Raw genomic sequence first — 26,229 nt, forward strand, 5'->3', positions numbered from 1 at the left:
CTACGCCCCCCGCCCGGGCAGTGCCGGACCGCTGTCCGAAGTGGACGCTCCGTCCGGCGGCCGTACCGCGGGGTCGAGATCCGGATGCGGGATGTGGAAGGAGAGCACGACATGCGGCGGCACGCCGTCGTTCCACGCCTCGCGTTCCAGGCCGTCATCGAAGACCAGGCAGCCTCCCCGCGGCCAGGCGACCCTTCTGTCCCCGAGCCGGGCTCCGGCACCCTCTCCGATCAGGAGGCCGAACTCGACGCGCAGGGCCGCGTTGCTCCGGCCACACCGTGCCGGAACCCTGGTGTGCGACCGGAGCAGGCCGAGCTCCACCGTGCTGTGCGGTGGGAGCGTGGCCTCGGGGATCGCCGACAGCACGCTGACGGTGACCGGGAACGACCGGTCCGCCTCCGGGGTCCACGCGCCGTCGGTGAAGAGCGGGAGCCGGTCCCAGTCGTGGCTCGGCGCGGCGTCGTCCCGGAGCCGGTCGGCGTCCAGGAACCGGTCCAGCTCCGCCAGGAGCTTGGCGTGGTTCTCGGTGAGGTAGGCGCTGAACCAGAAGGCCGCGGGGTCGTACTCCTCGCGCAGCGGCAGGTCGGGCCGGTAGTCGACCGGACGCTGCAACGGGTGCGCCCAGACGCCCTGCCGTACCGCCAGTTCGGCGGAGGCGAGGGCCTGTCCGGCCAGTCCGGCGGCGTGCAGGTCGTCGATGAGTTCCGCGTAGTGCCGCCGGACCGCCGGCCGCACGCCGGCGGGTAACCCGGGGTCGGCCTTCGGCCCCGATGGCCGGGGGGCGCCGCGGTCGATGACGGCCCGCAGTTTGCGGACCTCGGCGTCACGCAGTTTCTGGGTCCGCAGGAACAGGGCGTGGTCGGCGAAGGACTTCTCCCGTGTCGTCCGGTGCCGCTGGTAGGTGGCGTCGAACGGTGCCTTGTAGTCCTGGTAGTGGCGGTGTTCGACCAGGACGCCGGGGACCGGGTAGAGCCGGCCCAGCCGGTCGGCGATGTCGAACAACCATCGCTCGACCTCCCACTGCTGGAAGATCGTCGGCGTGAAGTAGCCGACCGTCTCGTACCACGTGCGGCTCAGGATGGGGAAGTCACAGCCGCCCTCGGGGTACTGTCCGGCGTCGAAGTACAGGCACAGCACGCCGTCGGGGTACAGCCGCGTCAGCTCGCCCACGCGGGAGTCCACGGCCACGTCCCAGCCGTGGTCGACGTAGAGCTGGTCGTCGTTGGCCATCAGCAGCAGGTCGCCGGTCGCCGCCTCCGCCAGCCGGTTCCACGCCGCCGGTACGCCGATCGGCTCTCCCACGTGCAGCTCGCAGGAGCCGATCTCCCCGAACAGCCACCGCGCGCGCCCGAAGAGGTCCCGGTACTCCTTGAGGTCCGGGTCGTCGGTGTCCACGTAGAACAGCGCCTCGATCCGTCCGGGGGCGACCGCGGTGCGCCGCACGCTGTTGAGGAAGTCCCGCACGTTCCGCACCCGGCCGCGGGTGGGGCAGAGCAGGGAGAGTGATCGCGGTGGCTCACCGCTGATCGCGTGGCTGCGGAAGGGATATCGGAGGCTGGAGAGCACTCGGCGCGGCTCCAGCCGCAGCGTGTAGTCGAGCCGCTGCCGGACCCGCAGGCTCGTGTTGACCGCGCGGACCACCCAGCCGCGGTCCTCGGTGTCGTCCCGCAACGCCCTGGTGGCCACGTCCTGGAGCTCGCCGTCGCGGTAGCGGGAGACGTGGCCGAGAAGCAGCCTCGCCAGGTCCCCCGCCGCACTCACCAGCCGTCGATCAGCCATCGGCACTCCTCGGGAGGCCGGTCTCCGGAACGTGCGCGGCCGCCCGCTGCTCGATCCACGCGTAGGTGCGGCGCAGGCCCTCGTCCAGGAGCGTGCCCGGCGCCCAGCCCAGCGTCCGCCGGCACAACGTGTTGTCCGAGCTCCGGCCGCGTGGGCCGACCGGTCTGTCCGCCGCGTAACGCGGGATCACGGTTTTCCCCGCCACCGCGGCGATGCGGTCCACAAGTTCGCCGATGGTGACCCGTTCCTCCGAGCCGAGGTTGAGCGGAGTGTCCGCGTCGGACCGGGCGAGCCGCCAGAGTCCCTCGACGCAGTCGTCGACGTAGCAGTAGGAGCGGCTCTGGGTGCCGTCCCCCCACACTTCGATTTCGCCGACCTTGCCCGGAATGCGGGCGACCTTGCCGCAGAGCATGGCCAGTGACTTGGCGCGCAGCCCCTCGTAACCCCCCCACGGCCCGTAGATCGCGTGCAGGCGGGCGATCTTGATGTCCATTCCGTAGACCTTGCGGTAGCTGGCGCAGAGGATCTCCGTGGTCAGCTTCTCCCAGCCGTACTCCATGTCGGGTTCAGCCGGGAACACCCGGTCCTCCCGCAAGGGCGGGTCGTCCGGACTCCGCTGCAGATAACCGGGATACACGCACGCCGAGGACGTGTACACCGTCGTCCCCACCCCGGCGCGCCGGCACGCCTCCACCGTGTTCGTGGAGATCAGCAGGTTGTCCCGCAGGATCTCGGCGGGCGCGGCGTGCGTCCACCCGATACCGCCCATGTTCGCCGCCAGGGCGAACACCAGGTCGGCGCGGGAGACCGCGGATTCGGCGGCGGCCGGATCGCGCAGGTCCGACAGCACGAACTCGTCGGCCTGGGACTCGGCGAACTCGGGGGGGCGCACGTCCACCCCGCGCACGTGACATCCCCGGCGCCTGAGCAGGCGCACCAGGTGGGAGCCGATGAACCCGCCGGCCCCGGTGACCACGGTCCGCATCACCGATCCCCTCCCTGCGGCGCCTCGGTCTCCAGCGGGGTCGCCCGTTTCCGCCGTGTGGCGCGCAGCCGCTGTTCCCCGCGTTCCCGGCCGGCCCTGCGCCCCTCGTCGACGTGCCGCCGCGACCGTTCGGCCATCCGTTCCAGCACCTCGGTGAGCGTGTCCTCCGGGCCGGTCGGCAGGGCCTCGGCATAGGTCTCGATCGCCGCCAAGGCCGCCCGCACCCGGACGTGGTCCAGCCGGTTCGGGTCGTGGCGGGCCCTGAGCAGCACAGCCGGTCCCGGCGTGATCTCCAGGACCAGGGGGTAGCCCTCGTCGATGAGGACCACCGGTTCGGCGATGCTCAGCTGTGGCGAGCCGTAGCCGTCGCCGACCCGGGCCGGGAAGTTCTCGACCACGACGATGCTGTCGAAAAGGCCGCCGGCCCGCCCTCGACCGGCACCGCGCTCGATATGGCTCAGCGGGAGGTGCTGGTGCTCCCGGAGCTCGGTCATGGCGTGCTGGGTCTCCCCCAGCCATCGCAGCAGCCGGGTGTCTCCGGGGCAGCGCAGGCGCAGCGGCAGGGTGTTGATGAACAGGCCGACCATCTGAGTCGCGCCGGGCAGTTCCGCCGGCCGTCCGGACACGGTGACACCGAACACCACGTCCTCGACGGCGTGGTGGGCGGCCAGCAGCAGTCCCCAGCCGCCGATGAGCACCGTGCCCAGCGTGAGCCCCTGCTCCCGGCAGAACGCGCCCAGCCGCTCCGTGGTCGAGGCGGGTATCCGCAGCGTCGTCTCCCGGCGGCGCGCCGCGACCGCCCGGCCGTCGACGCAGCCGGGACCGGCGATCCGGGTGGGGACGCCGAGACCGGTGAGCCGCCGCCGCCAGTACCTCTCGTCGGCGGCCGAATCCCGGCCGGAGATCCACTCCAGGTAGCCGGGGAACGACGGCCTTACCGGCACGTCCGGCCGCTCGCCGCGGAGCAGCGCGTGGTAGCAGTCGAGTACGTCGCGCAGCACGAGCTGCTGCGACCAGCCGTCGAGCACCAGATGGTGGTGCGTCCACACGCACCGATGGCTGTCGTCGGTCTCCTGGAACACCGCGAGCCGGAGCAGCGGTGCCTCGGAGAGCGTGAACCCCCGGACGCGGTCGGCCTCCAGGTGACGTGCCAGCCGGGTCGCCCGCTCCTCCGCCGGCACGGACCTCCAGTCGGCGAACTCGACCGGCACCACCGCGGCCCGCCGGACGACCTGCTGTGGCCGGTTGCCCTGAGCGAACCGGAAGCAGGTCCGCAGCGCGGGGGTGGCCGTCGTCACCTCCTGCCACGCCGCGCGGAACGCGTCCCGGTCGAGCTCGCCGGCCAGCCGGCAGGTCACCTGGACCACGTAGGCCCCCGGCGAGCTGCCGCCGACGGAGTGGTAGAGCATTCCCTGCTGCATCGGCCCCAGCGGAAGCTCCGACTCGTCGGTCACCTCGCCGGCGTGCCGGGACGTCTCCTCGACGGGCACGGCCAGCCGGGCGATCGCACGGACCGTCCGCTGCTCGAACAGGTCCTGGGCCGAGAGGTGCAGCCCGGCCTCCCGCGCCCGCGCCACGATCACGATCGCGTGGATGGAGTCCCCGCCGAGCGCGAAGTAGTCGTCGTCGACGCCGACCCGCCCGACTTCCAGCACGTCCTGCCACAGCCGCGCGAGCACGTGCTCCCGCGCCGTGTCCGGCGCGGCGTACGGCACGCTGGCGGGGGTGTCCGGCCACTCCTCCGCCAGCCACAACGACAACAGCTCCCGGCGGGCGGCGGAAAGCCGGCCGATGCGGTCCTCGGCTCGCTCGTCAGCCACGGGGGCCTCCCTCGGTCATGGGCGGGCCGGCGGCGGAGCGAGCCCGCTCCAGCAGCCGCGCCACCTCGGCATCGGACAGATCCTCGATCCGGTCCAGGACCACGGCCAGCCGGGTCGCGCCGTCCGGCAGCCGGGCGCGGTCGACCTTGCCGTTGGCCGTCATGGGCAGGCCGGGCAGCCGCACCAGCGCGTCCGGGACGAGGTGGCCGGGCAGCCTGCGGGCCAGCCACGCGGTGAGGTCGGCCGCGGTGGCGGCCTGCCCGCCCGCGGCCACCCAGTAGACGGTCAGCCGGAGCCGCCCGCCCGGCAGGGGGTGCGCCTCCGCCGCGGCCTGGCGCACGGCCGGATGCGCGGCGAGCACATGCTCCACCTCGCCGAGCTCGGCCCGGTGTCCGCGGATCTTCACCTGGCGGTCCGCCCGGCCGGCGAACATCAGGTCGCCGCCGGGGAGACGGCGCGCACGGTCTCCGGTCCGGTACCGCCGCCCGCCGTACGTGTGCGGGTCCGGCCGGAACGCGGCGGCGGTGTCGGCCGGACGGCCCAGGTAGCCGCGTGTGACCCCGAATCCGCTCACGTACAGCTCACCGAGGACCCCGGGCGGCGCCTCCGCGCCGTCATCGACCACTCGGACGGCGGCGCCCGCGATCGCGCGGCCGATGGGGATCGGCCCTTCTCCCGGGACGGTGGTGACGCTGTGCGCGCAGCAGCCCACGACGGTTTCCGTCGGGCCGTACTCGTTCACCACGGCCGCGTCCGGGGCGACCGCCCGCAACGCGCGGACATGGCTCGCGTGCAGTTGCTCGCCACCGACGACCACTGTCCGGAGGCCGGACCGGCCACCGTACGGGGCGAGTTGCTCGGCCACGGCGGCCAGGTGGGCCGGGGTGAGCTTCACCAGGGTGTGGCGCCCCCGCGCGAGGGCGTCGCCGAGGGCCGTGGGTTCCTCGGCGGGTAGCAGGTCCACGGCGCCTCCGCCCGCGAGCGGGGAGATCAACGCGGTCACCGTGAGATCGAAGGCGAGCGAGGAGGCCACCGGCGCCAGGGTCTGCGCGGTGATCCCGTAGTGGTCCACGGACCAGCGCAGGTAGTTGACCAGCCCCCGGTGCGGCACCCCGACGAGCTTCGGCGCCCCCGTGGACCCCGAGGTCGGCATGACGCAGGCCAGAGAGTCCCGGTGCGCGGCGACCCCGTGCGGCCGTGTCCCCGCGCTCGCGTCGGCGCGGACGACGGTGAGCCCGCGCGCCCACTCCGGCTCGGCGACGGCGGGCGGCAGCACCAGTACGGACGCGCCGGACTCGACGAGTAGCCGGCGCAGCCGGCGCGGCGGGAGGCCGGGGTCCAGCGGCAGGTAGGCGGCACCGGCCCGCAGGATCGCCAGCAGCGCCACGACGGTGTCGAGCCGGCGTGGCGCGAGCAACCCGACCACCGACTCCGGTCCGGCCCGGGCGGCCTGAAGTACGGCCGCCAGCGCCCCGGAGCGACCCCACAGCCCCGCGTAGCTCAGCTGCCGGTCGCCCTCGGCCACCGCCAGGTGATCCGGCATGTGGCGGACCACCTGGTGAACGAGGTCGGAGACGGTCTCGGGCCGGTCGTGGCCGGGACCGCCGTCGGCGTGGCCGGTGAGGGCGGTGAGGGCGGGCAACGGCGTCGCGGCGGGACGGCGGTGCGGATCGGCCGCGCACGCCGCCAGCGCGCGCGAGTAGCAGCCGGCGGCGAGCTCGACCTGCTCCTCGGCCAGTTCCGCCGGATCGAAGTCCAGCAGCAGGCGCAACCGGCCGGTCCAGGCGTCCAGGTTGAAGTGCGCGGTGAGCGGTATGTAGGTCTGGTCGGGAGCCTGGAGGTCGGACACCCCCAGCCCGGCCAGCTCCTGGTAGAGGTGGAAGTGGGTGAACACGAACAGGGTGTCGAAGAGCCGGCCGGCGCCGTGCTCGCGGTGGAGCCGGGCGAGTGGGTAGCGGCGGAACGGCGAGAGGCGGACCTCGGCGGCGTATGCCGCGCGGGCCAGCGCCGCCCAGCTGGGCAGGCCGTCCAGGTCCGCCCGCAGCGGAACGATGTTGTTGAACACCCCGACGGCGCGGTCTCCGTCCCGCCGCTCCGGCCGGCCGTGGCATTCCAGGCCCGTGACGGTGTCCGCCCGCCCGGTCAGCGTCCGCACCACGCGCAGGTGGACACCGAGCAGGACGTGCTTCAGCCCGACCCCCAGCGACGCGGCCAGCTCGGTGAGCCCGGTGTGCACGCCGGTGTCCACCTCCACGACACGCCGGCGCTGACGGCCGGCCTCGGCGCGCTCGCGGGGAAAGCCCGGCCAGCGTGGCAGTGCGCACCTGTCCGCCCCGGCCAGTTCGGCCGCCCAGAACCTCCGGTGCTCGTCGGAGGCCATCGCCCGGCGTTCCAGCGCCACGAAGTCGGCGTACCCGACGTGCGGCGTCCCGCCGTCCCCCCGGGCGTCGCCGCCGGGGGCTCGGTAGCGCTGCAACAGCTCGGTGAGCACGATCGCCACGCACCAGCCGTCGAGCCCGAAGCTGCCGACCGTAAGCCGGAACCCCTCGCCGGCGTCGTGGGCGGTGAACCGCACCAGCGGCCCGAGGCCGACGTCGAAACGGCGCCCGCGCTCGGTGTGGAGCCAGCGCTGGAACACCTCCCGCCGCCGGTCGTCCGGCATCGCGCGGAGGTCGACGATCCGCAGCGGCGTGGGGACGTCGGCCCGTACGAGCTGCATCGGCTCGTCGTAGCCGGTCAGGTCGAAGAACGAGCGCAGGTAGGCGTGACGGCGCATCACTCCGGCGACGGCCTCGGCGAGCCGCTCTCCGTCGAGTGCCCCGTGCACGGTGAGGCTGGTGACGTAGACCTCGTACGACGGGGTGTTCTCCTGGTGGAACAGCAGCGCCCGCTGGGCCGTCGAGACCGGGTAGGCGTCCTCGATCCCGGCCCGCCCGGCGGCCGCCGGGCAGAGCTCGAACGGCTGAACCACGTCCCGTGTGTCCGCCGCGCCCGGCCGGGGGCCGGGGCCCTGGTCGAGGTGGCGGGCGAGATCGCGGATGGTCCGATGCCGGAGCAGGTCGGTGACGGTCAGTTCCAGTCCCGCGTCCCGGGCCGCGGTGACCACGCGGATGGCGCGGATGGAGTCACCGCCCAGCGTGAAGTAGTCGTCGGTGACGCCGGCCGCGGGCAGCCCGAGGTGCTCCCGCCAGATCGCGGCCAGGCGGTGCTCCGTATCGCCGTGGGGTGGTTCGGCGTCGCCCCCGCGCTCGGCGGGCGGTACGGGCAGGGCGCGTGTGTCGAGCTTGCCGCTGCCGGTCAGCGGGAGCCGGTCGAGAAGAACGATGCCGGAAGGGACCATGAAGCCGGGCAGCAGTTCCCGGAGCCTGGCGCGCAGCGCCTCCGCCGACACCGGCCGGTCCGTCACGACGTAGCCGTGGAGGCGCTGGTCCCGGGCCACCACCGCGGCGTCGGCGACCTCGGGCTGGCGGCGCAGCGCCTCCGCCACCTCGCCCGGTTCGACCCGGTTCCCGGCGATCTTGACCTGGTCGTCCCGGCGGCCCCGGTACTCCAGCACCCCGTCCGGACGGCGGCGGGCCAGGTCCCCGGTGCGGTAGAGCCGGTCCCCCGTTCCCTCCGGGTCCGGCACGAAGTTCGCGGCGGTCGGCCCGGGCCGGTTCAGATAGCCGAGGGCCAGGCCGGACCCACCGGCGTGGAGCTCGCCCACGAGCTGGCTCGGCAGCACCCGCCCGCGTTCGCCGAGCACCACGCAGGTCGTGTTCGCGATGGGGCGGCCGATGGGCACGGTCCCGGATTCCGTCGCGGCACAGTGCCACGCGGTCACGTCCACGGACGCCTCCGTCGGCCCGTAGAGGTTGTGCAGCTCGGCGTCGAACAGTGCGGCGAACCGCCTGCACAGTTCGGGAGGGAGCACCTCACCGCTGCACACCACGCGGCGGAGGGACGGCAACGCGCGACCGCGCGACCGCTCGGCGAGGAACGGCGCCAGCATCGACGGCACGAAGTGGGCGGTGGACACCTGGTGGCGTGCGATGAGCGTGTGGAGGTACGCGGGGTCGCGGTGCCCCCCGGGGCGCGCGATCACCAGGCAGCCACCGGCCGCCAGGGGCCAGAACAGTTCCCACAGTGACACGTCGAAGGTGACCGGCGTCTTGTGCAGGACCCGTTCCCCCGGCATGAGCCGGTATTCCTCCTGCATCCACAGAATCCGGTTGACGATGCCGCGCTGCGGCACCAGGACACCCTTCGGGGTCCCCGTCGAGCCGGAGGTGTAGAGGAGATAGGCGGCCTGCTCCGGGTGAACGTCGCGAGTGCGGCCGGGGGCCGACAGCAGGTCCTCCACGGCCAGCGCGGTCACGCCGAGCCGGCCCGCGCGGCCGAGCAGCGGACGCTGCGTGAGCACGGTCCGGGCGCCGCTGTCCGCGAGCACGGCGGCCAGGCGCCGGTCGGGGTCGTCCGGGTTGAGCGGAAGGACCGCGGCGCCCGCGTTCAGCACCGCGAGATAACCGAGCGGAAGGGCGGCGCCCCGTTCCAGCAGCAGGGCCACCGGATCCGCGGGGCCTGCGCCCCGGCCCGCCAGCCGGGCGGCGATCCGGGTCGCGGCACGCTGCAGGGCGCCGTAACTGAGCAGGCTCGTCCGTCCGTCCGCGTTGTCGGCGATCACCGCGACCGCGTCGGGACGATCACGCGCGACCTGTGCCACGAGGCGGTGCAGGGAGGCCCGGGCCGGACGCGGCCGGCGCGGTCCCGCAGCCGCCCGGCGGACATGACGCCGCTCCTTCGGGGTCAGCAGGTCGATGTCACCGGCCGGACGGCCGGGGTCGGCGACGGCCGTCTCCAGCAGCCGGGCGAAGTGGCCGGTCATCGCGGTGACGGCCGCCTCCGTGAACAGGCCGGTGCGGTACTCCCAGACGCCGGCCAGCTCGTCGCCGACCTCCGCCGTGGACAGCGTGAGGTCCAGCTGCGACCAGCGCCGCCGGATCGGCACCGCCTCCAGGGACAGGTCCCCGAACGCCAGGCGCCCGGGCACGCCGAGCGCGAGCGCGCGGAGGCCGTCGTCGGCGGGCCCGTATTCGCGGTGCATCACGAAGAGGCTCTGCACCAGGGGAGGGCGGTCGGCGAGGCGGGCCGGGGCCAGCTCGCCGATCAACCGGTCGAAGGGGATCTCCCCGTGACCGACGGCGTCGAGCACCCGCCGGCGGGTCCTGTGCAGCAGGGCCCGGAACGGTTCGGCGTCGTCGAGCAGGGACCGGATCGGCAGCGGGTTCACCAGGTAGCCGACCAGGTTGGCCAGGTCCGCCCGGTCCCGGCGGGCCAGCGGTGTGCCCACCACGAGGTCTCGCTGGGCGCTGTAACGGTGCAGCAGGAGCTGGTAGCCGGTCAGCAGGACGGTGAAGAGCGTGCATCGTTCGGCGCGGGCGAGATCTCGCAGCCCACCGGTCAGCGCCGCGGGCAGGCGGAACGTGTGGGTGGCGCCGTCGAAGGTGCGATGCGCCGGTCCCGGCCGGTCCGCCGGGAGATCGAGCGCGGCCGGGACTCCGTCGAGGCTGTCCCGCCAGAACCGGATCATCCGGTCTTCCCCGGGTGTGCCCGCGAGCCGCCGCTCGGCGCGGACGAGGTCGGCGTGCTCGGCGCCCGGCGGCGGGAGGCCGGCGGCGACTCCGGTCGTCTCCTCACCGTACAACGCGGTCAGCTCGCGCATCACGACGACGAACGACCAGAAGTCGGCGAGGAGGTGGTGCACCACCAGGAGCAGGACGTGCCGTTCGGCGCCGTGGCGCAGCAGCACGGCGCGCACCGGCGGCCCGGCCAGCAGGTCGAACGGCCGGTCGGCCAGTGCGGTGAGGTGGTCGGCCTGCTCCGCGTCCCCGATCGCTGGAGCGTCGGTGACGACCAGGCGCCGCCCGTCGGGATCGGCCCGGCAGAGGGGCTCGCCGTCCCGGAGCGCGAACCGCGTCCGCAGCGCCGGATGCCGGTGGACGAGGCGGTCGAAGGCGCGGACGAGCGCGCCGGCGTCCAGCCGTCCCTCGATCCGCATGGCCCGGGCGAGGTGGTAGGCGGCGGATTCCGGGGCCAGCTGCTGTTCGAACCACAACGCGCGCTGGCCGCCGGTGAGCGGAAGCCACTCCGGCCCGGCCGCCGGCCGCGCCGGCCCGGCGCGCCCCGCAGCGCCCTGTGCGGCCGAAAGGATCCGTCGCGCCACCTCGCGGACGTCGGTGTCCCCCAGCAGAACGGCGGGGCCGAGGGTGACGCCGTAGCGCGCCTCGACGCGGTGGCCCAGCTCCATCAGCGTCAGGGAGTCCGCGCCGAGCGCGGAGAGCGGCCCGCCGAGCGGAGGTGGCCGCTCACCCGTGACCCCGACGCGGGCGACCACGGCGTCGCGCAGCGCGGCCGCCAGGGCCGACACGCGGCCCGGCGGCTCCAGCTCCGCCAGGGCCGCCGGTGACGGCAGCGCGACCGTGGCGGAGCGGCCCGCCCCGCCGGTGAGCGTCACCGTCCCGGTGACCGGCAGTCGTCCGTCCGCATAGGACTGGCGGCACGTCTGCCGGCGCACCTTCCCACTCGTGGTCTTGGGGATCCCGCCGCGTTCCACGAAGACAAGCTCATGCGGCTCAAGCCCGTGGCGCCGGGAGATCTCCCGGCGCACCGCCTCGGCCACGGCGGTGAGATCCGGTGCCGGTCCGCGCAGCTCGTAGCAGAGCACCAGCCGTTCCCGGTCGCCGTCGTCGACGGCGAAGGCGGCTCCACAGCTCGGCCGGAGCGCCGGGTGGGCCTGCTCGGCGGTCCACTCCAGGTCGTGCGGGTAGTGGTTCTGCCCTCGGACCACGAGCAGGTCCTTGCGCCGTCCGGTGAGGTAGAGCCGGCCGTCCAGCAGGCATCCGAGGTCCCCGGTCCGCAGGTAGGGGCCCTCGCCGTCGAGCCGCGCGCGCATCACCGCGGCGGACCCGTCCGGGTCGCGCCAGTAGCCGCCCGACACCCCGGGACCGCCGACCCACACCTCCCCCACGTGACCGTCGGCCACCGGCCGCGCGGTCTCCGGATCGACGATGCGGACCCTGGTGTCCAGCGCGACCTGCCCGCAGCTCACCAGTTCCGTACCCGGCGCGGACTCCGCCGCCGGTCGCACCCGTCCCCGCCGCAGCTCCGGCCGGTCGGCGGTCAGCACGGCCGGCGGCTCGCCCTTCGGGGTGGCGGCCACCAGGAGGGTGGCCTCGGCCAGGCCGTAGCAGGGAAAATGGGAGGTGGACGCGAAACCGTGCTCCGCGAAGGCCCGGGTGAACCGCCGCATGGTGGCCGCCCGCACCGGTTCCGCGCCGTTGTAGGCCACGAGCCACGAGGAGAGGTCAAGGCCGGCACGATCCTCGGGACGGACGCGTTCCACACACAGCTCATAGCCGAAGTTCGGCCCGCCGCTGGTGTGCGCGCGGTACCTGCTGATCGCGCGCAGCCAGCGGACCGGGTGGCGCAGGAAGGCGGCCGGCGGCATGAGCACCGACCGGGAGCCGAGGAACAGCGGCTGCAACACGTTGGCCACCAGGCCCATGTCGTGGAAGAGCGGAAGCCATCCCACGAAGGTGGAGTCGCGGCTGTGCCCGCAGGCCCGTTCGATGGCCTTCTCGTTGCTCAGGAGGTTGGCGTGGCTGACCACGACGCCGCGCGGGGCGCGGGTGGAGCCCGAGGTGTACTGCAGGAAGGCCGGGGTGCCGGGGTTGAGCGCGGGCGCGCTCCAGCGCTCGGCCGCCTCGTCGGGCACCGCGTCGACGTCGAGCAGCGCCGTCCGGCCCGTCAGGGGCCCGTCGGCGGCGGCCAGGGTGAGGGCGGGGTCGGCGTCCTCGGCGACGGCCGTCAGCCGTTCCACGCCGGCCGCGCGCTCGGGGGCGTCGCACGGGACCGCGACCGCCCCCGCGTACAGGCAGCCGAGGATCGCCTGGACGTAGGCGGCACCCGACGGGTAGGCGATCAGGACGCGTTCGCCGGCCAGCCCGCGCTCCGTCAGGGCGGCGGCGATCGCGCGGGCCCGGAGGTCGGCGCGCGCGAAGTCGAACCGCCCGGACTCGGTCTCGCCGTCCGGGAGGAACACGTAGGCGGGCCGGTCCGGCGTGGTCTCGGCGTGGTGCCGGGCCACGTCCACGATGGTGCGCGCGGAGCTCACTCGGGCCGGTGACACTGGTCCCCCTCCGCGAACGTCGTCTCCGTCATGGCCTCCACCTCGCGCAGCGCGTCACGGACGGCGTCCTCCTCGGCGCGGGCCCGGAAGGCGTCCACGGTGCCGGCGAGGGTGGCGACGTCGAGGGCCTGGTAGACCCGGCGCACGGGAAGGTCGACGTCGAACGCCTCGACCACGCGCGAGTGGAACCGGATGAGCAGCAGCGAGTCACCGCCCAGGTCGAAGAAGTTGTCGTGCGCGCCGACGTTCTCCCCGGAGCCGAGTCCGAGCGTGTCGGCCAGGATCCGGGCGATCCGCCACTCCGTGGGGGTGCGGGGCCGCCTGCTCTCCGGGCGGTGACTCGCGACCGGCTCCGGCAGCGCGTCCTCGTCGAGCTTTCCGTTACGCGTCAACGGGATCCGGTCGAGGAACACCAGGGCGGACGGGACCATGTGCCGTGGAAGCCGGTCGGCGAAGAACGCGCGCAGCCGGGAACGCGCGTCCGCGGCGGCCGGGTGCCGGTCCCGTACGCCGTCGGCGCGGACGAGGTAGGCGGCCAGGTACGACCGGCCGTGGTCGTTCCGCAGCACGACGACGCAGTCCCGCACCTCCGGGTGGGCCAGCGCGGCCGCCTCCACCTCGCCGGGCTCGATACGGTAGCCGCGCAGTTTGACCTGTTTATCCAGCCGTCCCAGGTAGTCCAGGTCGCCGCCGGGTAACACCCGGGCCAGGTCGCCGGACCGGTAGCGGCGGGCGCCGGGGCGGCTCGGATCGGGCCGGAACCGATCCGCGGTCAACCCCGGCCGGCGGAGATAGCCGCGCGCGACCCCGACCCCGCCGACGAACAGCTCGCCTTGACCACCGGCGGGGACGGGGTCGCCGTTCTGGTCGACGGCCGTCACCCGCTGTCCGGGGAGTGGCCCGCCGATCGGACTGCGCGCGCGGCCGTCGACGTCGGAGGCCCGCAGCGGCCGTACGGTCACGTGCACGGTGGTCTCGGTGATCCCGTACATGTTCACCAGCTCGGGCCCGTCGTCCCCCATGGCGCCGAACCAGGGCGCGAGCGTGGCGGCCTCGCAGGACTCGCCGCCCAGCACCACCAGCGCGAGCGCGGCACGGCGCGGGCCGGCGGCGAGCGCCGCGGGCAGGAGGTGCCGGCAGGCGCTCGGGGTCTGGGCGAGCACGGTGACCCGCTCGGCGCGCAGCGACTCCCACAGCTCGCCCGGGTCGCGCAGAACGTCCGGGGACACGATCACCAGCCGGCCGCCCGAGGTGAGCGCGCCCCACATCTCCCAGACGGAGAAGTCGAAGGCTGCGGAGTGGGCCAACGCCCACACCTGCGGCTCCCGGGTGGCGGGCAGGGCTCGCCGGCAGGCGGCCAGGAGGCCGGTGACGTTGCCGTGGCTGACCGCGACCCCCTTGGGCCTGCCCGTTGACCCCGACGTGGGGATGACGTAGGCGAGGTTGGCCGGGACGGGTGGTGGGGCCCCGCCGGGGCGCGCCGTCCCGTCCAGCCGGTCCAGGTCGACCCGCTCGACGGGCGGGGCGGTCACGTCGCTGCGCGTCACGACAAGACGCAGACCGGCGGGCTCGGCCACCGCGCGCATCCGCTCCGGCGGGTCCGCCGGGTCCAGCGGGAGGTAGGCCCCGCCCGCGCGGAGGATGCCCAGCGCGCCCACCACGAGATCGACGGTGGGACCGACGCACAGGCCGACCGGCGTGTCCGGGCCCACCCCGTGGGAGCGCAGCACCGCGGCCACCCGGTCCGCCCGCTCCTGAAGGGCGCGGTAGGTGAGATGGTGCCCGGCGTGGGTCACCGCCACCGCGTCCGGCGTCGTGGCGGTGACCTCCGCGACGAGCCGGGGGAGGGTGCTCTCCTCGACGGTCGCCCCGGGGTCGGCCGCGCCGCCCGCAGGGAGCCGACGCTGGAGCTCCAGCGTCGTCGCCCTCGGATCCACCGGCCCCGCCAGGAGTACCTCCCGCATCCGGCGCAGGATCTCCCCGGCGAGGCCGGGCACCAGGCGGAGAGGGTCGAACTCCAGCTCCAGGTCGATCCCACCGGCCCGTTCGGTGGCCGTGAGGGTGAGCGGGAACTTCGGTGCGACGGTGGGGGGCGGCTCGACGGACGCCGCGATACCCGCCAGCCGTGTCTCGCCGGCGGGGGTGTTCTGGAAGGCGAAGGCGGTCTGGAACAACGGGTTCTCGGTCAGGCTGCGCTCCGGGCGCAGCATCTCCACGAGCCGTTCGAAGGGCAGATCCTGGCCGGCGAGCCCGTCCTGCACCACGCCGTGGGTCCGCCGCACCAGCTCACTCATGGTGCACGGGCCGGAAAGGTCCAGCCGGAGCGGGAGCATGTTGACGAAGCAGCCGATCAGCCGGTCCAGTTCGGGCCGGGTGCGACCGGCGACCGGGCTGCCGACCACCAGGTCGTGCTGGCCCGAGAGGCTGGACAGCACCAGCCCGTAGGCGGCCAGGAGCACCGAGAACAGTGTCACGCGCTCGCGGGCCGCCCACGCTCGCACCCCGGTGACCAGTGCGGCCTCCAGGGTCGCGCGCACCACCTCGGCGGGCACACGTGGCGCTTCGGGATCGGCGTCCGTCAGGAGGTCCAGGGTGGGTGGCGCGGCCACCAGCCGCCGCCACCGGGTGAGGTCGTTCGCGTCGCCCCCGGCGCGCTGCCAGGCGGCGAAGTCCCCATAGCGAACCCGGGGCTCCGGCAACGGGCAGGGCAGGCCCCCGGCGTGTGTTCCGTACAGCGTGCTCAGCTCGGTGAGGAGAACGCCGAGCGACCAGCCGTCGCTGGCGATGTGGTGCCGCGTCAGCAGAAGCGTGTGCTCGTCCCGGCGCTCCCGCAGCAGCCATGCGCGCAGCACCGGCCCGGAGGCGAGATCGAAGGGGCGTCGGGCCTCGGCGGACGCGAGCTCGTGCCGTGCCGCGTCCCGGGCCGCGTCCGGTAGCCCGGTGAGGTCGACCAGGGGCAGATCGGGCGTGGCGAAAGGGGCGACAACGGGTTCCGGACGACCTCGGCGGATCACGTACCGGGTCCGCAGCACGTCATGGCGGCGCGTCACCTGGCCGATCGCCTGGCGCAACGCCGCCGGGTCGAGCGGGCCACACAGCCGGATCTCCAGGGGGATGTTGTAGGCGGTGTCGCCGGGGTGGAACTGGTGCAGCAGCCAGAACCGCTCCTGGGCGTAGGAGAGCGGCGGCGTCCCCTCGTGCCGGGAGATGGCGGACAGCCGGCGCAGGTGGGCCACGATCTCGGCCTTGTGGCTCCTGAGCACGGCGAGCAGCTCGTCGGTGAGGACGCCGTCCGGCGCGCTGCACCGCATCTGCTCACCGGCGACGGTCACCAGGACCCGGCGGTCACGCAGGTCCGCGAGGAACGCGTCGACGTTCACAGCACCACCTCCCGCCGGTCGGCGCCGCCGGCCGGCCGCCCCACGAGCGCGGCCAGGCCGGCGACGGTGGGCGTGTCGAAGAGCTGCGCCACCGACACCTCGACGCCATGTCCGGAACGGACCATCGACAACAGCCGGAGCGCCAGCAGCGAGTCACCGCCCAGTTCGAAGAAGTCGTCGTCACGGCCCACCCGGTCGTACCCGAGGAGCTCGGCGTACCAGGTGGCGAGCGCGTGCTCCAGGTCGGTTCCGGGCGCCGTGTAGCGGGTGCTCAGCCCCGCGCGGGAGCGTCCGCCGGCCGCGCTCAGCCGGCTCACCACGGCCAGGTGGTCCCCCGTGGTGTACGCGGCGTGCCGGGCCAGCAGGGCGTCAAGGTCCTGGGTGGACACCACCACCTGGGGGGCGACGTTGTTGCGCAGCACGCGCCGGAACACCTCGGCGCCCTCCCCGGGGGTGAGACCGCCGAGCAGGTCGTCGGTCGGCAGCACGGCGGTGCCGTTCCCCTCGGGGCCGGCGCCGCGGCCCACGTCGTAGCGGCTGGCGAGGCGTTCCTGCGCGGCGGCCCACATCCCGGACTCCAGCCAGTCCGTCCAGGCGATCGCGACCGTGACGCCCGGACGGCGGGCCGCCCGGTAGGCCGCGAACGCGTTGAGGTACTCGTTTCCGGCGACGTAGCCCACCTCGCCGAACTTCAGCTTGTGCAGCACGGTGCCGATCGACGAGCACAGCACGAAGAAGTCGAGTTCGCGGTCCCCGAGCACCTCGTCGAGCACGGCCGTGCCGTACACCTTGGCCGCCATGGCCGCGTCGGTGTCCTCGGTCGCCCGGCGCTGGATCACGCCCTCCGTGTCGGGCACGCCGGCGGCGTGCACCACGCCGGTGAGCGGACCGAAGCGCCGCTCCGCCTCGGCGACCGCGGCGCGGAGCGCGGCCGGGTCGGTGAGGTCGGCCGGCAGCACGAGGACCTCACCGCCGGCCGCGGCGATCCCCTGCAACCGCTTGATGAGAACGCCTGCCGGGTCCTCGGGCGGGTGGCCGGCGAGGTATTCCGGCCAGTCCTCACGCGCCGGGAACGGGCGCCGCCGGGTGAGGACCACCTTCGCCGGGAGCGCGCCGAGGTCCTCCGCCAGGCTGAGCCCGATCCCCCCGAGCCCCCCGCAGACGAGGTACACCCCGCCCGGCCGAGGTCCCGCGCCGACTCCCTCCGGCCGCAACGGGCACGGGGTGTGGTCGGGCTGGAAGCGGCGCCGGCCGCGATAGGCGGCCACGGTGGACTCCCGCGCGGCGAGGAGCTCGTCGACCACCTGTGCCGCCAGCCGGTCCGGATGGGTGTCCACCTGCCGGGGGTCGACGTCCACCGCGGCGCAGGCGATCCGCGGATACTCCCGGGGGACGACCTTCACGGCCGCGAGCACGGTGGCGTGCTCGGGATGGGTCAGGTCGTCGCCGAGCACGTCCTGGCAGCCCCCGGTGACGGCGACGAGCCGGACCCGTTCCCGGTCGTCCTGGGCGCCGAGCGCGCGGGCCAGGTGCAGCAGGCTGTGCAGGCCCCGCCGCTGGGCGGCCGGCATGTTCCCGGGGGTCGCCGCACGCCCCCGGGCGAGCGCGTCCTCCAACGCCCACAGGTGCACCGCGAGCCGGGGGGCACGGCCTCGTGCGGAGAGCCGCTCGACCAGGGATCGGTAGTGCTCGGGACGTTCGGGGTCGAACGGGTCCGGGCCCCCGGCGCCGACCCGGACCACGTCTACGCCAAGCGCGGCCAGCCGGCGTTCGACGGCGTGACCGAGCGGCCCCGAGGAGAACACGAGGCAGCTTCCGGTAACGGCCGCCGGGTCCGGGGCCGCCGGTGGCGCGTGCCGCCACCCTGGGCGGTAGCCCCACTCCGCGATGTCCGGGCGCTTCGCCGGCCGGCCGGGGTCGGCGGGAACGGCCGCCGGGACGTCGGAGGCGGTGACGGCGGGTGCCTGGGCGAGGATGAGCGCCGCGTCCCGCGGGCCGGTCCGGGCCGTGAACACCTCGGTGGCGGCGAAGTCGCACCCGGCGACGGCCTCCCGCCATCGGGGCGGGTCCAGCAGAGGACCGAGCCCACGGAGACCGTCGCGGTGACTCCACCATCCGTCCGACAGACCCCAGATCATCGAGAGCCAGGGGTCGCCGCCGACGGTCTCGACGAGCGCGAGCAGGCCGCCCGGCGCCAGCAGGGAGCGCAGGTTCCTCAGGCCGGCCCGGACGTCCTGCGTCGCGTGGACGACGTCCAGGGCACACACCAGGTCGTACTCACGGCCGGCGAAGCCCTGCGCGGCCGGGTCCGTCCCGATGTCGAGGATCCCGGTGGTGACGGAGTCGAACCCGCGACGGGCCGCCTCCGCGGCGAGCCGATCCGCAAACAGCCGGGAGATGTCGGTGGCGTGGTAGCGGAGCCGGCCACCGGCACGGGTCACCAGATGCCGGGTGAGGTTGCCCTCGCCCGCGCCGACCTCCAGCACACGGACCGTCCCGTTCTCCGCCAGCCGGTCCAGAAGGTCCCCGAGGAGCACCGTCATCCTGGTCACGGCGCGGTGTTCCACGGTGCGCTCGCCCAGCATCCGGCGCAGCAGCTCGCCGCTCCCGCCCGGGTAGAGCACGCCGAGCGCCGCACCAGGAGTGGAGAGGGCACTCGGGTAGGCCTCGGCGCAGTGCACGAGCAGCTCGACCAGGCCGGTGAAACCCGGGTGCTCGCGGGTGACGCGGGAGACCAGCTCCGGCACGGCGGGTGGTTCCACCCGGTCCCGGAACACCACCTCGTCACCGATCCTGCGGAGCACGCCGCCGGATGCCGCGACCGCGAGCAGGAAGTCCAGGAACCGGGTGAACGCGGGCAGCAGACCCAGCCGATCGCGCAGCTCCGGCACCGAACACCGGTCGCCCGGACGTCCTGGCACCCCGGCTGACCGGAGGTAGCGGTCCGCGAGAACGACACACAGCAGTTCCAGGTCGGCCCGGAGCCCGGGGTGGTCGTCCACCCCACGCGTCCCGTCCGGTTCCGGTTGGGACAGGGCTGTCCGCAGCGCCGCGGACAGCTCGGCGAAACCGGGGCGGCCGGTGGGCGCGGCGGGTGGCTCGACCCAGTGCCGCCGACGCTGGAACGGGTACGCCGGAACGCTCACCCGGCGTGGCTCCTGTGCGCGGTGGAAGGCGTCCCACCGCACCGGGCACCCCACGGCCCACAGGTCCGCCACGGCCGCCACCACGCTGCCCACCTCGGACGACTCCTGTCCGGCGGACGGCCGCGGAAGGCAGCGCACGGTGTGGTGGGTGCCGTCCACCGGCGGATGCCGGCGGACCAGGCCGGTAAGGCCGGCGGACGGCCCGACCTCGACCGTCGCGACCGGCCCCAGGCCGAGACAGCGGGCGAGCCCGTCGCCGAACCGGACCGGCCGGCGCATGTGGGCCAGCCAGTAGTCCGGTTCGCACACCTCCTCGGGGCGCGCCCAGTCCCCCGTCAGGTTCGACGCGTAACGCAGGACCGGCGGGCTGAGCCTGATCTCGGACAGGACCGCGCGGAACCGGGCCAGCACCGGTTCCACGGCCGGGGAGTGGAAGGCGTGCGCGGTGGCGAGTATCCGGGTGGACACCCCCCGGCCGCGCAACGTCCGCGCCAGCTCCGTCACGGCGGCCGGCTCGCCCGCGACGACACACTGATCCGGCGCGTTCACCGCGGCCACGGACAGCCCACCGGAAAGCAGGGGACGGAGACGTTCCCCGGGCAGTGGCACGACGAGCATCCGGCCCGGCGGCAGCTCGGCCTGCAACCGCCCGCGCACTGTCACCAGGCGCAGCGCGTCCGGCAACGAGAAGACACCGGCCAGGGTCGCGGCCGTGTACTCCCCCAGGCTGTGCCCGAGCATCGCGGCCGGGGTCAGGCCCCAGTCCTGGAGCGTGCGGGCCAGGGCGTACTCGACCGCGAACAGGGCGGGCTGGCCGAGGCGGGTGGCGGTCGCGGTACCCGGCGGACACCGCAGGGCCTCCGCCAGGTCGACGCCCAGGCCGGCGAGCGGTCCGGCGCACTCGTCGAGGTGACGGCGGAACGTGGTGTCCCCGGCGGCCAGCTCCTCCGCCATTCCGGGGTAGGCGGCGCCCTGGCCGGGGAACAGGAACACCACGGCACGGTCCGGGGACGCCGGCCCGGCCGTGGCCGGCCGGTCCAGGGCGTCGATCGCGGCGGTCACGTCCCGGCACACGACCACCCGCCGATGCGGGAACGGCCGCCGGCCGGCAAGGGTGGCCGCCACGTCGGCCAGGTCCGCGTCCGGCTCGCGGCGCAGGTGCCCGGCGAGGTTCCGGGCGGAGTCGGCCAGTGCCTCCTCCGTACGGGCGGACAGCACCAGCGGCTGAACCGGCCGGGGACGTCCCGCACGCGGTGGTGGCGGCGGCTGTTCGAGCACCACATGGGCGTTGGTGCCGCCGATCCCGAAGGAGCTGACGCCGGCCCGCCGGGGCAGGTCTCCCGGCTGCCACGGGCGCGTGGTACCGGCGACGTGGAACGGGGTGGCGGCGAAGTCGATCCGCGGGTTGGGCGTGCGATAGTTCAGGCTGGCGGGGATGATCCCGTCCCGGACGGCGAGGACGGCCTTGATCAGTCCCGTCACCCCGGCGGCCGCGTCCAGGTGCCCGATGTTGGTCTTCACCGAGCCGAGCGCGCAGAACCCGGTCCGCTCGGTGCCGGCGCGAAACGCCCTCGTCAGCGCGGCCACCTCGATGGGGTCACCGAGGCTGGTGCCGGTTCCGTGCGCCTCGACGTAGCCGATGCTGTCCGCGCCGACCCCCGACACGGCGTGCGCCTCGACGATCACGGCGGCCTGTCCGTCGAGGCCCGGAGCGGTGTAGCCGACCTTGTTCGCGCCGTCGTTGTTGACCGCCGTACCGAGAATGAGGGCGTGCACCCGGTCCCGCTCGCGCACCGCGTCGGACAGCCGCTTCAGCAGCACCACTCCGACGCCGCTGCCGCCCACCGTGCCACCGGCCGAGGCATCGAAGGCCGCGCAACGGCCGTCGGGCGAGTAGATACCGTCCTCGGCGTAGACGTAGCCCTGGCCCTGCGGCACCTGGAGCGAGACCCCACCGGCCAACGCCATGTCGCACTCGAAGGACTGGAGGCTGTGGCAGGCCAGGTGGACGGCGACAAGCGAGGACGAGCAGGCCGAGCCGACCGCGTAGCTCGGTCCTGTCAGGCCCAGCTTGTGCGAGACCGTGGTGGCGGCGAAGTCCTTGTCGTTGTGGATCAACAGTGGAAAGCCGCCGACCAGCCGGGTGAGGCCGGTGTTGGGCAACAGGTTCCGCACCAGGTAGGAGCTGAGGCCTGCGGCGAGAAACACGCCCACCGGCTCGACGAGCGTCGCCGGGTCGTACCCCGCCGAGTCGAACGCGGCCCAGGCCGCCTCCAGGCAGAGCCGGTGCTGGGGGTCCATGATCTCGGCCTCACGCGGGGAGTAGCCGAAGAAGGCGGCGTCGAACCCGGCGATGTCGCTGAGCACCCCTTCCGCGCCGACGAAACGGGGGTCGTCGACCTGAGCCGGATCCCGGCCCCGCGCCAGCAGTTCCTCGCGGCTGAACCGGGTGATGCCCTCCCGCCCGGCGCGGAGGTTCTCCCAGAAGACGGCCACATCGTCCGCGCCGGGGAAACGACCGGCCAGGGAGATCACGGCGATCGGGTCGGTCACTGGGCCGGTCACGCCTCCGCCCCCCGTGCCGTCCGGCGGGCGGCGGCGCGGCGGCGCGCGCCACGCGACCGCGCCCGGACGGTGTCCTCGGTCTCGGACCTCCCCCGGCCGGTGTCCTGGCCGGTGAGGAACGCCGCGAGCGACGCGATCGTGGGGAACCGGAACAGGTCCACGAGTGCCGGTGCCGGCCGGACCCTCGTGGACAACGTGCGATGCAGCCGCAGCAGCGCCAGCGAGGTCCCGCCGATCTCGAAGACGCCGTCGTGCACGCCCACCCCGTCCAGGCCCAGGACCTCGCACCAGGCGTCGGCGATGACGCGTTCGAGGGGGGTGCGGGGCGCGACTCCGGGGCCCGGGGACGGCCGTTCCACACCGGCGATCCGGGCGAGCGCACCACGGTCGATCTTGCCGTTGTCGCTGTACGGCAGCGAGTCCCGCACGACCAGCCGCGCGGGCACCATCACCGCGGGCAGCCGCGACCGGAGCGCGGCCAGCAACTCCTCGGGCACCGCCGTGACCCCCGGGAGCGGGGTCACGAAGCCGACGAGCCGGCGGTCGGCCGCGCTCCGGCCGGTCGGGACGACCGCGGCCGCCCGCACCCGGCCGGTCTCGCGCAGCGCGGCCTCCACCTCGCCGGGCTCGACGCGGACACCGCGCATCTTGACCTGGTCGTCCGTGCGGCCCAGGAACACCAGCCGGCCGTCGTTCCCGCGTCGCGCGAGGTCGCCGGTGCGGTAGAGCCGCCGGGGGCCGTACGGGTCGGGCCGGAAGCCCTCGGCGGACGGCCCCGGCCGCCGCAGGTACCCGCGCGCGACCGTGGGGCCGCCGATGACCAGTTCGCCGACGACGCCGGCGGGCGCGGGCTCGCCGTTCTCCCCCGCAACCCACACGGCGGCGGGGCCGATCGCCGTGCCGATGGTGGGTCGCTCCTCGTCCTTGGCCGACACCACCGTGGCCGTGGCGTAGGTCGTGGCCTCCGAGGGGCCGTAGAGGTTGCGGACGACCACCATCGGCAGGCGTCCGTGGATCCCGCGGACCAGGTCGCGCGGGAGCGGCTCCCCGGCGAGGTTGACCGCGCGCAGCGACGCAGGAAGGGCGTCGGCGTCGAGCAGGGCCTCGGCGGCCGAGGGGACGGTGTTGAGCAGCGTCGCGTGGCGCGCCCAGGGAAGTTCCGGTACCCGCAGGGCGTTCTCGGCCAGCACCACGGTCCCGCCGGTGGTGAGCGGGCAGAACACCTCGAACACCGAGAGGTCGAAGCCGACGGAGGTGGTGGCCAGGACCGCGGCGAGCTCGTCGGCGGTGAAGGTCTCACCGGCCCAGCCCAGGAAGGCGGCGACGCTGTCGTGCTGGATGGCCACGCCCTTCGGCCGTCCCGTCGAGCCGGAGGTGTAGAGCACGTATGCCAGGGCGGCCGGGTGGCCGGGGAGGCCCAGGTCGGTTACGGCGTGCCCGGCCGGGACCGGGTCGTCCGGCGCGATCCACGGCAGGTCGACGCCGTCCCGGAACTCCGGCTCGGTGATCGCGAGGCGGGCTCCGGAGTCGGCGAGCATCCCGCGTACGCGCTCGGGCGGATGCGCGACGTCGACGGGAAGGTAGGCGGCGCCCGCCTTCAGCACCGCGAGCATCGCAACGACGAGGTCGATCCGCCGACGCATCCGGATGGCCACGACGTCGTCCAGACCGCATCCGCGGCGACGCAGTTCCCGCGCCAGCCGGTTGGCCCGGCAGTTCAGCGAACGGTAACTGATGTGCTCCTGTCCGCACACCACGGCCAGCCGGTCGGGCCGCTCGGCGGCCACGCGCTCGACCAGGCGGTGGACCGGCTCGGTCGCCCCGTCCCCCGAAGGCCGGGTGAACCGGGTCAGGCGACGGCGTTCGGCGCCGGGCAGCAGTGGCAACCCGCTGAGCCGGGTCTCCGGTCGCCGCACGGCCGCATCGGCCAGCGTACGGAAGTGCCGGGCGAACGCGCGCAGCTCCGGTTCCCCGCAGTACCCCGGGTCGGCCTCGAAGGCCAGTTCGAGCCCTGTGGCGGACTCGGTGGCGGTGACGGTCAGCTCGTACTTGGCCGCGGCCGCCGGGACCGGCACGATCCGGCTCGTCACCAGGGGCAAGGTTGGGGGCTCCGGCCGCCGCTGGTAGGCGAACAGTATCTGAAACAACGGGCTGACCTGGGGATCGCGCGTCACGGCGAGTGCGTCGACGATCTCCTCCAACGGTGTCAGCTGATGCTCCAACGTGTCCAGCAGCGTGTCCCGGGTCCGTGCCAGCACCTCGCGAAACGTGGGATCGCCGTCGAGCCGTAGCCGTAGCGGCAGGGTGTTGACGAGCATCCCGACCACACCGGACAGCGCCTCATGCCCGCGCAGCGCGACCGGTGAGCCGAGAACGACGTCCCGTTGCCCCGAGTATCGGGACACCAGGCAGGCCAACGCGGCCAGCAGCGTCATGTAGTGGGTCGCGCCCTCCCGCCGGCACAGCCGGTCGACGACGTCCAGCTCGGGGACCGCCAGCCGGTCGACGACCAGCGCCGGCCTGCCGTCTCCAGGGGGCGCGGGGGTTCCGAACACCGCGGTGTGGGCCGGTGCGTCCCGCAACGCGGAACGCCAGAACTCCAGGTCGTCCTCGCCGAGGAGCTCACGCTCACGGCCGGCCACCTCGCCGTAGCCCGGCGCGGGATCCGGCAGCCCGTCCGGACGTCCCCGCCGGGCCGCCCGGTAGGCGGCCTCCAGCTCGCCGCGGACCACCGCGAGCGACCCCCCGTCGAACACGATGTGGTGCGCGGAGAACACCAGGACGTGGTGGTCGGCCGTAAGGCGGAACAGGAGCCACGCGACGGGCGGTCCGGCCGCCGGCTCGAACGGCCGCGCGGCGGTGTCCCGCAGCCGGCGCTCAACCTCGGAACGGCCGGCGCCGCCGAGCCCGGACAGGTCGACGAGGCGCAGCGGTGGGGCCGGGGCGTCGAACCACTGCCGTGGTTGGTCGTCCACCACGTCGAAGGTGGCGCGCAGGGCCTCGTGCCGCCGGCCGACGCGAAGGGCCGCAGCCCGCAGCGCGGTCACGTCCAGAGGTCCTGTCATCTCGATGGCCGTGCAGATGTTGTACGCCGCGCCGCCCGGCACAAGGTGGTTCAGGAACCACAGCCTTCGCTGAGCCGAGGTCAGGGGCGTTCCCCTGCCCCTGTCTCCGGCCTCGCCGCTCACCGTCGTCGTCATGCGCGGCCGGCCCCGGCCCCGGCCAGCCGCGCCCGGTCCACCTCGGGGGCGAACTCCGCGATGGTGGGTGTCTGGAACAGGCATCGCACCGACAGCTTGATGCCGAACATTCGATTGGTCGCCGCGGTGACCTGCATGGCGCGCAGCGACTCACCGCCGAGGTCGAAGAACCGGTCGGCGATGCCGACGCGGTCCAGCTTGAGCACGTTGGCCCAGATGGCGGCGAGCGCGTGCTCGGTCTCGGTGCGCGGGGGCCGGTAGTCGCGGACCCCCGTCAGCTCGGCGTGGGTCGGCTCCGGCAGCGAGGCCCGGTCCACCTTGCCCGTCGCGGTGAGCGGGACGGCGTCGAGCACGACGCATGCGGAGGGCACCATGTACTTCGGCAACCGGTCGCGGACGTACTGCTGGAGCTCGGCCGGCTCCGGCCGTTGCCCCGGTGTGGGAAGCACGTACGCCACGAGCGCCTTGTCCGAGGCGTTCTCCCCGCGTGCCATGACGACGGCGCGCCGGAGGGCGGGGTGGGTCTCCAGCACCGCCTCGATCTCGCCCGGTTCGACCCGGAACCCGCGCACCTTGACCTGGTGGTCGGCCCGGCCGAGAAACTCCAGCTGCCCGTTGGGCAGGTACCGGCCAAGGTCACCGCTGACGTACCGGCGCGCGCCCGGTGAGCTCGGGTCCGGCCGGAAGCCGGCCGCGGTGTCGGCCGGGCGGGCCAGGTAGCCGCGGGCGACCCCGGCACCGCCGAGGTACAGCTCTCCGGACACCCCGATCGGCACCGGCCGGCCGTGCGGGTCGACCACGTCGACCCGGGTGTTGGCCACCGGCGAGCCTATGGGCAGCTGCGGGCGGTCCGGCGCCTGGGCGCCGGACCACATCGTGGTCCACACGGTCGCCTCGGTGGGCCCGTACTCGTTGGCGAGGACACCGTCGGGCAGCGCCGCCGCGCAGGCCCGCAGCAGAGTGGTGGGACACGGCTCTCCAGCCGCGATCAGCACGCGCAGCGAGGAGAGTTCTCCCGCGCCGGCCTGTTCCATGACGGGCGCGAGCAGCGACGGGATGCCCAGCGTGTGCGTGGGCCGGTTCCGGGCGATGGTCTCCACGAGTCCGGCGGGCTCCGTCTGCAGACCCTCCCGGGGCAGCACCAGGGTCCCGCCCCGGGTGAGGGGCCAGAAGATGCCGGCGACCGA

The 26,229-nt window shown here is 74.4% G+C and carries 8 protein-coding genes (1 of these 8 only partly in view); all 8 read right to left on the reverse strand.

From position 1 onward, the window contains the following. Tightly spaced (each overlapping or abutting the next), the 8 genes in view from ACWEF2_RS00510 to ACWEF2_RS00545 form a layout consistent with a single transcriptional unit that may run on beyond the window. Positions 1-1,779, reverse strand: coding sequence for an aspartyl/asparaginyl beta-hydroxylase domain-containing protein (locus ACWEF2_RS00510; protein ID WP_453810854.1), 1,779 nt, complete (start codon positions 1,777-1,779; stop codon positions 1-3). Further along, complete coding sequence (locus ACWEF2_RS00515) at positions 1,772-2,764, reverse strand: NAD-dependent epimerase/dehydratase family protein (protein WP_453811076.1); 993 nt, start codon at positions 2,762-2,764, stop codon at positions 1,772-1,774. The genes ACWEF2_RS00510 and ACWEF2_RS00515 overlap by 8 nt, the downstream gene beginning before the upstream one ends. After that, the gene (locus ACWEF2_RS00520; RefSeq protein ID WP_453810855.1) at positions 2,764-4,584 is read right to left on the reverse strand and encodes a condensation domain-containing protein; all 1,821 of its coding nucleotides are present in this window, start codon (positions 4,582-4,584) and stop codon (positions 2,764-2,766) included. Before ACWEF2_RS00520 ends, ACWEF2_RS00515 begins: the two co-directional genes overlap by 1 nt. Continuing rightward, on the reverse strand, positions 4,577-12,751 hold the full coding sequence (locus ACWEF2_RS00525) for an amino acid adenylation domain-containing protein (RefSeq protein WP_453810856.1): 8,175 nt from the start codon (positions 12,749-12,751) through the stop codon (positions 4,577-4,579). The genes ACWEF2_RS00520 and ACWEF2_RS00525 overlap by 8 nt, the downstream gene beginning before the upstream one ends. Continuing rightward, positions 12,733-16,131: an amino acid adenylation domain-containing protein gene (locus tag ACWEF2_RS00530; RefSeq protein ID WP_453810857.1), complete on the reverse strand. Its 3,399-nt coding sequence runs from the start codon at positions 16,129-16,131 to the stop codon at positions 12,733-12,735. The genes ACWEF2_RS00525 and ACWEF2_RS00530 overlap by 19 nt, the downstream gene beginning before the upstream one ends. Continuing rightward, positions 16,128-21,842 (reverse strand): SDR family oxidoreductase, encoded by a 5,715-nt coding sequence (locus tag ACWEF2_RS00535; RefSeq protein ID WP_453810858.1) that lies wholly within the window; start codon positions 21,840-21,842, stop codon positions 16,128-16,130. Before ACWEF2_RS00535 ends, ACWEF2_RS00530 begins: the two co-directional genes overlap by 4 nt. Continuing rightward, positions 21,839-25,042 carry a non-ribosomal peptide synthetase gene (locus tag ACWEF2_RS00540; RefSeq protein WP_453810859.1) on the reverse strand — a complete coding sequence of 1,068 codons (3,204 nt, stop codon included), beginning with the start codon at positions 25,040-25,042 and terminating at the stop codon, positions 21,839-21,841. Before ACWEF2_RS00540 ends, ACWEF2_RS00535 begins: the two co-directional genes overlap by 4 nt. Further along, positions 25,039-26,229: the final stretch of an amino acid adenylation domain-containing protein gene (locus tag ACWEF2_RS00545; RefSeq protein ID WP_453811077.1), read on the reverse strand. The gene runs 5,139 nt beyond the window's last position; the window shows 1,191 of its 6,330 coding nt (coding positions 5,140-6,330); its start codon lies off the right edge, out of view; its stop codon occupies positions 25,039-25,041. The genes ACWEF2_RS00540 and ACWEF2_RS00545 overlap by 4 nt, the downstream gene beginning before the upstream one ends.

It is taken from the genome of Streptosporangium sp. NPDC004631 (assembly GCF_053601935.1).